General features: G+C 71.7%; 9 protein-coding genes and 1 pseudogene. 9 read left to right on the top strand and 1 reads right to left on the bottom strand.

The window, feature by feature from the left end:
- Positions 1-450 (bottom strand): annotated as a pseudogene (locus tag N869_RS09680) (isochorismate synthase); the annotation flags it as partial.
- 98 nt (positions 451-548) lie between these two features.
- Between N869_RS09680 and N869_RS09685 the strand changes: the two are divergent.
- The 9 genes from N869_RS09685 to N869_RS09725 form a co-directional block, all read left to right on the top strand.
- A complete protein-coding gene (locus tag N869_RS09685) occupies positions 549-1,250 on the top strand; it encodes a demethylmenaquinone methyltransferase (RefSeq protein WP_035060835.1) in 702 nt (233 codons plus the stop codon).
- Between the two features lie 165 nt (positions 1,251-1,415).
- Positions 1,416-2,714: a geranylgeranyl reductase family protein gene (locus tag N869_RS09690; RefSeq protein ID WP_035060838.1), complete on the top strand. Its 1,299-nt coding sequence runs from the start codon at positions 1,416-1,418 to the stop codon at positions 2,712-2,714.
- A 100-nt stretch (positions 2,715-2,814) separates the two neighbouring features.
- Positions 2,815-3,177: an NADH-quinone oxidoreductase subunit A gene (locus N869_RS09695; RefSeq protein WP_035060841.1), complete on the top strand. Its 363-nt coding sequence runs from the start codon at positions 2,815-2,817 to the stop codon at positions 3,175-3,177.
- Between the two features lie 25 nt (positions 3,178-3,202).
- Positions 3,203-3,754, top strand: coding sequence for an NADH-quinone oxidoreductase subunit B (locus N869_RS09700; protein WP_035060844.1), 552 nt, complete (start codon positions 3,203-3,205; stop codon positions 3,752-3,754).
- 173 nt (positions 3,755-3,927) lie between these two features.
- Positions 3,928-4,629: an NADH-quinone oxidoreductase subunit C gene (locus N869_RS09705; protein WP_035060860.1), complete on the top strand. Its 702-nt coding sequence runs from the start codon at positions 3,928-3,930 to the stop codon at positions 4,627-4,629.
- Positions 4,629-5,996 carry an NADH-quinone oxidoreductase subunit D gene (locus N869_RS09710; protein WP_035060847.1) on the top strand — a complete coding sequence of 456 codons (1,368 nt, stop codon included), beginning with the start codon at positions 4,629-4,631 and terminating at the stop codon, positions 5,994-5,996. The genes N869_RS09705 and N869_RS09710 overlap by 1 nt, the downstream gene beginning before the upstream one ends.
- Entirely contained in the window at positions 5,996-6,823 is an 828-nt protein-coding gene (gene nuoE, locus N869_RS09715) for an NADH-quinone oxidoreductase subunit NuoE (protein WP_035060850.1), read from the top strand. Before N869_RS09710 ends, nuoE begins: the two co-directional genes overlap by 1 nt.
- A complete protein-coding gene (gene nuoF, locus N869_RS09720; protein WP_035060853.1) occupies positions 6,823-8,175 on the top strand; it encodes an NADH-quinone oxidoreductase subunit NuoF in 1,353 nt (450 codons plus the stop codon). The genes nuoE and nuoF overlap by 1 nt, the downstream gene beginning before the upstream one ends.
- On the top strand, positions 8,172-9,769 hold a 1,598-nt coding region (locus tag N869_RS09725; protein ID WP_035060856.1), incomplete at its 3' end, for an NADH-quinone oxidoreductase subunit G. The genes nuoF and N869_RS09725, both read left to right, overlap by 4 nt.

Here is a 9,769-nt window from a genome sequence, read left to right on the forward strand (position 1 = left end):
CTGGGGCGCGGGCACCAGGGGAGGGGCACCGACGGCGCCCAGGGCCATGGTCGTGACCCAGGCGCGGTCACCGCGCCTGCCGACGACGGTGGTGGGGACCACCAGCGCACCACCGGCAGGTGAGGATCCCGCGAACGCGAACGACCCGAACGCCACGGGGCCGGTGCCGGGCAGGTCCACCTCGTCCCGCACGACGGCGTGCCGGGCCACCTCGGCCCACGTCCGCTCCGCCTCGGCGAACCGGTCGGGGCCGTGGCTGGTGATCCGCAGCGCGGTGCCCCAGGCGACCATCCCGTCGCCGCGCCGCACCCACGCCAGGCCGCCCTGCGCCGGGAGCAGGTCGACCAGGTCCCGGGGCAGGTCCGCGGGTTCGACCGCGACGGTGCGGGCGACCAGGGGGGCCAGGGGCTCGGGGGCGCCCGCGGCGGCGGAGGAGGGGTCGGGAGTCATCGGGTCAATCGTAGGACGACGCCCGTGGTCGCTGCGCTCTGCGCTCCTGGTCGCTGCGCTCTGCGCCCGTGGTCGCTGCGCTCTGCGAGACTGTGCCCATGCGAGCGAGCCTGGCCAAGCGTCCTGCGGAGGTCGCCGCGATGTTCGACGGCATCGCGCACCGGTACGACCTGACCAACGACGTGATCTCGTTGGGGCAGGACCGTCGGTGGCGCCGGGTGACGATCGACGCGGTGGACGCGGTCCCGGGGGAGCGGGTCCTGGACCTGGCGGCGGGCACGGGGACCTCGAGCGAGCCGTTCGACGCCGCGGGCGTCGAGGTGGTGCCGTGCGACTTCTCGGTGGGCATGCTGCAGGTCGGCAAGGCCAGGCGCCCCGACCTGCCGTTCACCGCCGGGGACGCGATGCGGCTGCCGTTCGCCGACGGCGTCTTCGACGCGGTCACGATCTCGTTCGGGCTCCGCAACGTGCAGGACACGTCGGCCGCGCTGCGCGAGATGCTGCGGGTCACGCGCCCGGGCGGCCGCCTGGTGGTGTGCGAGTTCTCGACCCCCACGTGGGCCCCGCTGCGGGTCGTCTACTCCGAGTACCTGATGCGTGCGCTGCCACCGGTGGCCCGGGCGGTCTCGAAGGAACCGGACGCGTACGTGTACCTCGCGGAGTCGATCCGTGAGTGGCCCGACCAGCAGGCGCTGGGACGGCTGGTCCTGGAGGCCGGGTGGGGTGAGGTGGCGTACCGTCACCTCAGCGGCGGCATCGTGGCGCTGCACCGGGCCGTCCGGCCCTTGGCAGACGGCTGACCGCACCACGGCAGAGGTCCCGTCGCAGGTCCGCCGCAGGGTGGTGGTGCTGCACCCCGGGACCTTGGGCCCGGAAGGAAGGTAAGCCTTCGCAGACACCCCCGGGGTCGGTCGTTAGTATTGGTGCGTTTGGTTCGTGAAACCGTTCACAAGGATGAGGCGGGCGTGGGAGCTGAGGGACTGCGCGACGATGCCGACGTCATCGTCGTAGGCGCGGGGCCGGCAGGCTCGACCGCCGCCTACTACCTGGCCGTCGCGGGCCTGGACGTCCTGGTGCTGGAGAAGACGGCGTTCCCGCGGGAGAAGGTCTGCGGCGACGGCTTCACGCCCCGGTCGGTGCGCGAGCTGGTCGCGATGGGCGTGCCGATGCGACCCGAGGACGGCTGGATCCGCAACAAGGGCCTGCGCGTCTACGGCGGCGGGCACCGCCTGGAGCTGCCGTGGCCCGACCTGGACGCGTTCCCCGACTACGGCGTCAGTCGCACCCGGCGGGACTTCGACGACGCGCTCGCGACCCACGCGCGCGGCGCCGGTGCCCGCATCCAGGAGCTGACGTCCGTCACCGGTCCGGTCCTGGACGACCGGACCGGACGCGTGGTGGGGGTCACCGCACGCCCGGTGGGCGCCTCCGGGCGCAAGGCCGGGGACGAGGTCACCTACCGTGCGCCCCTGGTGGTCGCCGCGGACGGGGTGTCCGGCAGGCTGGCCCTGGCCCTGGGCATCGAGAAGGACCCCAAGCGCCCCATGGGGGTGGCGGTCCGCACCTACTTCCGCACGCCACGCCACGACGACGAGTGGATGGAGTCCCACCTGGAGCTGTGGGACGGCCCGCCCGGTCGTTCGAAGCTCATGCCGGGGTACGGCTGGATCTTCGGGCTGGGCGACGGGACCGCGAACGTCGGGCTGGGCAGCGTCAGCTCACGGGCCGCGACCACCAGGATCGACTACAAGGACCTGCTGCAGCGTTGGGTGGCCCAGACGCCCCGTTCGTGGGGCTTCACCCCCGAGAACCAGGTCGGCCCGGTGCGCAGCGCCGCGCTGCCCATGGCGTTCAACCGCAAGCCGCACTACACCCGCGGCGTGCTGCTCGTCGGTGACGCCGGCGGCATGGTCAACCCGTTCAACGGCGAGGGCATCGCCTACGCGATGCAGGCGGCCCGGAACGCGGCCGAGGTCATCGCCCAGGCCCGGTCGCGCACCACCGACGCGGCCCGGGAGCGGACCCTGGAGACCTACCCGCGGATGATGTCCCGGGAGCTCGGTGGCTACTACAGCCTGGGACGGGTCTTCGTGAGCCTCATCGAGCACCCTGAGGTCATGCGGATCTGCACCCGGTACGGCCTGCCACGGCCCGCCCTGATGCGCCTGACGCTCAAGCTCCTGGCCGACGTGTACGAGCCGCGCGGCGGCGACCTGTCCGACAGGTTCATCGCCGCCCTGACCCGGATTGCGCCGTCAGCATGACCCGACCACACTCGGCGGAGGCGCCGACGCCCCGCGCCCCCGTGACCCACGGCGCCGCGGACGTCCGCGGGAGCCGACCGTGCCTGATCAGGAGGGCCCGATGACCAACCCGTACATCCCGATCCTGGTCCTGATGGGCGTGGCCGCGGTCCTCGCCCTGGGCGGTGTCGCCGCCAGCGCGATCATCGGCCCCAAGCGTTACAACCGGGCCAAGCTCGAGGCGTACGAGTGCGGGATCGACCCGACCCCGGGCGCGGTCGGCGGCGGCCGGTTCCCGGTGAAGTACTACCTGGTGGCGATGACGTTCATCATCTTCGACATCGAGGTCGTGTTCATGTACCCCTGGGCGGTCGCGTTCGGTGAGCTCGCGCTCTTCGGGGTCGTCGCCATGGTGACCTTCATCGTCCTGATCACGGTGCCGTTCGTGTACGAGTGGCGCCGTGGCGGGTTCGAGTGGGACTGAGCAAGGACGAGGAGGGAGGGCACGCATGGGTATCGAGGACGCACCGTCGGGGTTCCTGCTGACGACGGTCGAGAACTTCGCCGGGTACATGCGCAAGGCCTCGTTGTGGCCGGTGACCTTCGGGCTCGCCTGCTGCGCGATCGAGATGATGGCCGCGGGCACGCCCCGGTTCGACATCTCGCGGTTCGGCATGGAGGTCTTCCGGGCCTCGCCCCGTCAGGCCGACCTCATGATCGTCGCCGGTCGGGTGAGCCAGAAGATGGCCCCGGTCGTGCGCCAGGTGTACGACCAGATGGCCGAGCCGAAGTGGGTCATCTCCATGGGTGTGTGCGCCTCCTCGGGCGGCATGTTCAACAACTACGCGATCGTGCAGGGCGTGGACCACGTGGTGCCGGTGGACATCTACCTGCCGGGGTGCCCGCCGCGACCGGAGATGCTCCTCAACGCGATCCTGACCCTGCACGACCAGATCCAGGCCGAGCCGCTGGGCGTCAACCGGCAGGAGGCCGCCCGCGCGGCCGAGGCTGCCGCCCTCGAGGCCACCCCCACCTCCCAGATGAAGGGGCTGCTGCGGTGAGCGAGACCCCCAAGGACGTCCCCGAGCCCACCCGGGTGGACCCGGACGCCGCCGAGGCGGCCCAGGAGGGTGCACCGGACGAGGCCAAGGACGCCGCGCAGGCCGTGAAGGGCCCGGGCGGGACGGTCGGCACCGCCGCACCGGACACCCCGCAGCGGTCCACCGCGACCGCCCTGGAGGCGGGGTCGCAGAACGCCTTCGGCTCCCGCACCCGGCTGGACATCGTCGACGTCCGCACCGGCATGTTCGGGGTCGCCGGCAGCGGCGACACCTCGGGCTACGGCGGGCTGGTCCGGACCGTGGCGATGCCGGGGCAGAGCGACCGCCCGTACGGCGGCTGGTTCGACGAGGTCGTCGACATCCTGGCCGAGGTCCTGCAGGAGGGCGGCGTGGCGTTCGACGACGCCGTCGAGCAGGTCGTGGTCGACCGTGGTGAGCTGACGCTGTACGTGCGCCGGGAGCAGCTGCTCACCGTGTGCCAGGCTCTGCGCGACGACCAGGACCTGCGGTTCGAGCTGGGCCTCGGGGTCTCAGGTGTGCACTTCCCCTACGACGAGGGCCGTGAGCTGCACGCCGTGTACCACCTGGTGTCGGTCACGCACGGTCGCCGGCTGCGGCTGGAGGTCGCGGTCCCCGAGTCCGACCCGCACATCCCGTCCACCACCGGGGTGTACCCCGGTCACGACTGGCACGAGCGCGAGACGTGGGACTTCTTCGGGATCGTGTTCGACGGGCACCCGGGCCTGGCCCGGATCCAGATGCCCGACGACTGGCCCGGGCACCCGCAGCGTAAGGACTACCCGCTGGGCGGGATCCCGGTCGAGTACAAGGGCGCGAGCATCCCGCCGCCCGACGAGCGGAGGTCGTACAACTGATGGCACAGCCCGACAGCACCGGTGCGCAGGCACCGCACGCGAGCCCGCACATCGTCGACGAGGCCACCGAGGGCGTGCCGACCTTCGAGGCGTCCGGCGGCGACTGGTCCGAGATCGCCGAGGAGGCCGCGCGCCTGGGCGAGGAGCGGATCGTCGTCAACATGGGCCCGCAGCACCCGTCGACCCACGGCGTGCTGCGGCTCATGCTCGAGATCGACGGCGAGACCGTCACCGAGGCCCGGTGCGGCATCGGCTACCTGCACACGGGCATCGAGAAGAACATGGAGTACCGGACGTGGACGCAGGGCCCCACGTTCTGCACCCGCATGGACTACCTGGCCCCGCTGTTCCAGGAGACCGCGTTCTGCCTCGGTGTCGAGAAGCTGCTGGGTGTGACCGACGACGTCCCCGAGCGGGCCACCGTCATCCGCGTCCTGATGATGGAGCTGAACCGGGTCGCCTCCCACCTGGTGGCGCTGGCCACCGGCGGCAACGAGCTGGGTGCCACCACGATCATGACCACCGGGTTCACGGCTCGTGAGGAGATCCTCAAGATCTTCGAGCTGATCACCGGTCTGCGCATGAACCACGCCTACGTCCGGCCCGGCGGGGTCGCGCAGGACATCCCCCCGGGGGCCCTGGACACGATCCGGGCGTCGCTGCCGACGATCCGGGACTACCTGGGGCAGCTCGGCGACCTCATGCTCGCCAACCCGATCTTCAAGGGCCGGATGGTCGACGTGGGGCACCTGAACCTGTCGGCGTGCATGGCGCTGGGCATCACAGGTCCGGTGCTGCGCTCGGCCGGTCTGCCCTACGACGTCCGCAAGTCCGACCCGTACTGCGGGTACGAGACGTACGACTTCGAGGTCCCGACGTCCACCGACGCGGACAGCTACTCCCGTGTGGTCCTGCGCATGGAGGAGTGCTACCAGTCGCTGCGGATCGTCGAGCAGGCCGTGGACCGACTTCAGGCGATGGGTTCCGGCCCGGTCATGGTCGCCGACAAGAAGATCGCCTGGCCCGCGCAGCTGGCGATCGGCGCGGACGGCATGGGCAACTCCCTGGACCACATCAAGAAGATCATGGGCACCTCCATGGAGGCCCTGATCCACCACTTCAAGCTGGTCACCGAGGGCTTCCGGGTCCCTGCGGGCCAGGTGTTCCAGACCGTCGAGCACCCGCGCGGCGAGCTGGGCGTGCACCTGGTCTCCGACGGGGGCACCCGGCCCTACCGGGCACACTTCCGTGACCCGTCGTTCAACAACCTGCAGGCGGTCTCCCTGATGTGCGAGGGCGGCCAGGTGGCCGACGTCGTGGTGTCCGTGGCTGCGCTGGACCCCGTCCTGGGAGGGGTGGACCGCTGATGGCGAGCACCGCGTACGAGCCCTACGAGGGCGAGAAGCTCGAGCGCCTGGAGAGGGACGCCGCCGAGGCGACCTCCCGGTACCCCGACCCCAGGTCGGCGCTGCTGCCGCTGCTGCACCTGGTGCAGTCCGAGGACGGGTACGTCAGCCCGGACGGGATCGCGTTCTGCGCCCGCACGCTCGGCCTGAGCACCGCCGAGGTGTCGGCCGTCGCGACGTTCTACACCCAGTACAAGCGTCACCCCAACGGTGAGTACACGGTCGGGGTCTGCACCAACACCCTGTGCGCGGTCATGGGTGGGGACGCGATCTACGACGAGCTCTCCGAGCACCTGGGCGTGGGGCACGACGAGACCACCGAGGACGGCAAGATCACCCTCGAGCGCGTCGAGTGCAACGCCGCGTGCGACTACGCGCCGGTGATGATGGTCAACTGGGAGTTCTTCGACAACCAGACCCCCACGTCCGCGACCGACGTGGTGGACCGGCTGCGTGCGGGTGAGGCCGTCGCACCCACCCGTGGGGCCTCGTCGGTGTGCAGCTTCAAGCAGATGTCCCGCGTGCTGGCCGGCTTCAGCGACGGCCGGGCGGACGAGGGCCCCGCAGCGGGCGAGGCGACCCTGGCCGGTCTGCGGCTCGCGCGCGAGAAGGGGTGGACGGCGCCCCTGCCCGACGCGACCCCGCCCTCGCAGGAGGAGGCCTCGCCCGCGGGCAAGGCGGCTCCGCCCACGCGCGGCCGGCCGTCGAGCACCGACACCCCGGCAGCGCCGCCCACCGGTGGCACCGCCGACACCCCCACCGGTCGTGACCCGAGCAAGGAGGCGTGATGGCCACCACACTCACCCCCGTCCTCAGCCGGACGTGGGACGTCAACCGGTCCTGGGGCCTGGACGCCTACGAGCGTGACGGCGGTTATGACGCCCTGCGCAAGGCGCTGACCCTGCCGGCCGCCGACCTCGTCACCATGGTCAAGGACGCCGGTCTGCGCGGGCGCGGCGGTGCCGGGTTCCCCACCGGGCTGAAGTGGAGCTTCCTGCCGGCGCCGGACGGCGGCCCCCGGTACCTGGTGGTCAACGCCGACGAGTCCGAGCCGGGCACCTGCAAGGACATCCCGTTGATGATGGCCAACCCGCAGGTCCTGCTCGAGGGCGTGGCCATCACGTCCTACGCGATCGGGTGCAACCACGCGTTCATCTACCTGCGTGGGGAGGTGCTGCACGTCTACCGTCGGCTGCTGCGCGCGGTCGAGGAGGCGTATGCCAAGGGCTACCTGGGCAAGGACGTGCTGGGGTCCGGCTTCGACCTGGACGTCACGGTGCACGCCGGCGCCGGTGCGTACATCTGCGGTGAGGAGACCGCGCTGCTGGACTCCCTGGAGGGGCGTCGCGGCCAGCCACGCCTGAAGCCCCCGTTCCCGGCGGTCGCCGGCCTGTACGCGCGGCCCACCGTGGTGAACAACGTGGAGTCCGTGGCGTCGGTGCCCTCGATCGTCGCCAACGGCGTCGACTGGTTCCGCTCCATGGGCACCGAGAAGTCGGCCGGCTACGGGTTGTTCTCGCTGTCGGGCCACGTCACCCGGCCCGGGCAGTACGAGGCCCCCCTGGGCATCACGCTGCGTGAGCTGCTGGACATGGCCGGCGGTGTCCGCAACGGCAACCGGCTGAAGTTCTGGACCCCTGGCGGGTCCTCGACGCCGCTGTTCACCGACGAGCACCTGGACGTGCCCCTGGACTACGAGTCCGTCGGTGCGGCCGGGTCGATGCTCGGGACCCGCGCCCTGCAGATCTTCGACGAGACCACGTGCGTGGTGCGTGCGATCACCCGCTGGGCGGAGTTCTACGCCCACGAGTCGTGCGGCAAGTGCACCCCGTGCCGCGAGGGGACCTACTGGCTCAAGCAGGTCCTGGGACGGATCGAGGCCGGGCACGGCACCCAGGAGGACCTGTCGGTGCTGCTGGACGTGTGCGACAACATCCTGGGCCGCTCGTTCTGCGCGCTCGGTGACGGTGCCACGTCGACGATCACCTCGGGCATCGCCCTGTTCAGGGACGAGTTCGAGGCGCACATCACCGGTGGCCGGTGTCCGTTCGACCCGGCCGCCTCGGCACTCTTCGACCACACGCCCCGGCGCTCGCGCGACCGCGCGCTGACGGGCACGCCTGGAACGGTGGGAGCATGACGACGACTGCACCGAAGCCCGGCACCGGGGTCACCACGACCCCGCCGGCGGACGAGGTCACGTTCACGATCGACGACGTCGACGTCGCCGTGCCCAGGGGCACCCTGGTGATCCGCGCCGCGGAGCAGATCGGCATCCAGATCCCGCGGTTCTGCGACCACCCGCTGCTGCAGCCGGTGGGCGCGTGCCGGCAGTGCCTGGTCGAGGTCGCCGTCCCGGACCGCGAGGGCAACGTCCGCCCGATGCCCAAGCCCCAGGCGTCCTGCACCCTGGAGGCGACCCCCGGCATGGTGGTCCGCACCCAGCGCACCTCGGCGGTGGCCGACAAGGCCCAGCACGGTGTGCTGGAGCTGCTGCTGATCAACCACCCGCTCGACTGCCCGACGTGCGACAAGGGCGGTGAGTGCCCGCTGCAGAACCAGGCGATGAGCAACGGGCCCGACACGAGCCGGTTCAGGGACGTCAAGCGCACGTTCCCCAAGCCGATCCAGATCTCGACCCAGGTGCTGCTCGACCGCGACCGGTGCGTGCTGTGCCAGCGGTGCACCCGGTTCTCGGAGGAGATCGCGGGCGATCCGTTCATCGACCTGCAGCAGCGTGGTGTGCGCCAGCAGATCGGCGTTTTCGACCCGGGCGTGCTTGGTTTCGCCGGCGGCGTGCCCGCACCCGTGTACCGCGGTGCCCAGCCCGACGGGAGCCCGGTCGAGGCCTCGGTGGGGATGCCCGCCCAGGACCCGGCCCGGCCGGTGGGTGAGGCGACGGTCGACACCTCCGGGCGGCCGTTCGCGTCGTACTTCTCGGGCAACACCGTGCAGATCTGCCCCGTGGGTGCCCTGACGAGTGCGGCGTACCGGTTCCGTGCCCGGCCCTTCGACCTGGTCTCGACGCCGAGCATCGCCGAGCACGACGCCAACGGCTCCGCGATCCGCATCGACCACCGCCGGGGTGTGGTGCTGCGTCGCCTCGCCGGTGACGACCCGGGCGTCAACGAGGAGTGGATCACCGACAAGGACCGCTTCGCCTACCCGTGGCAGGGCATGGACGACCGTCTGCGCACGCCGCTGGTCCGTGACCGCGCAGCCGACGGTACGCGCGGTGAGCTGCGGCCGGCGAGCTGGAGCGAGGCGGTGGACATCGCTGCCGAGGGTCTGCGGGCCGCTGGCGGCCAGGGTGTGGGTGTGCTGCCCGGTGGCCGACTGCCCCTCGAGGACGTGTACGCGTACGGGAAGTTCGCGCGCACGGTCCTGGGGACGAACGACGTGGACCACCGCGCCCGGCCGTCCTCGGCCGAGGAGGAGGTGTTCCTCGGGCACCACGTGGCCGGTGCACCGCTGGACGTGACGTTCACCGACCTCGAGCACGCCCCCGCCGTCCTGCTGGTCGCGTTCGAGCCGGAGGACGAGGGCGGCGTGGCGTTCCTGCGCCTGCGCAAGGGCGTCCAGGCGGGGCGCACCCGCGTGTTCTCCGTCGCCCCGTTCGCCAGCCGCGCCCTGCACCGCCTGGACGCGACGGTCCTCACCGCCGCTCCGGGCACGGAGGCCGAGGTCCTGCGGGCGTTGGCCGGCACGGGCGCCGAGGGGCCGCTGGGTGAGGC

This window comes from Cellulomonas bogoriensis 69B4 = DSM 16987 (assembly GCF_000767165.1).
In the GTDB taxonomy this organism is placed as follows: Bacteria; Actinomycetota; Actinomycetes; order Actinomycetales; family Cellulomonadaceae; genus Actinotalea; species Actinotalea bogoriensis.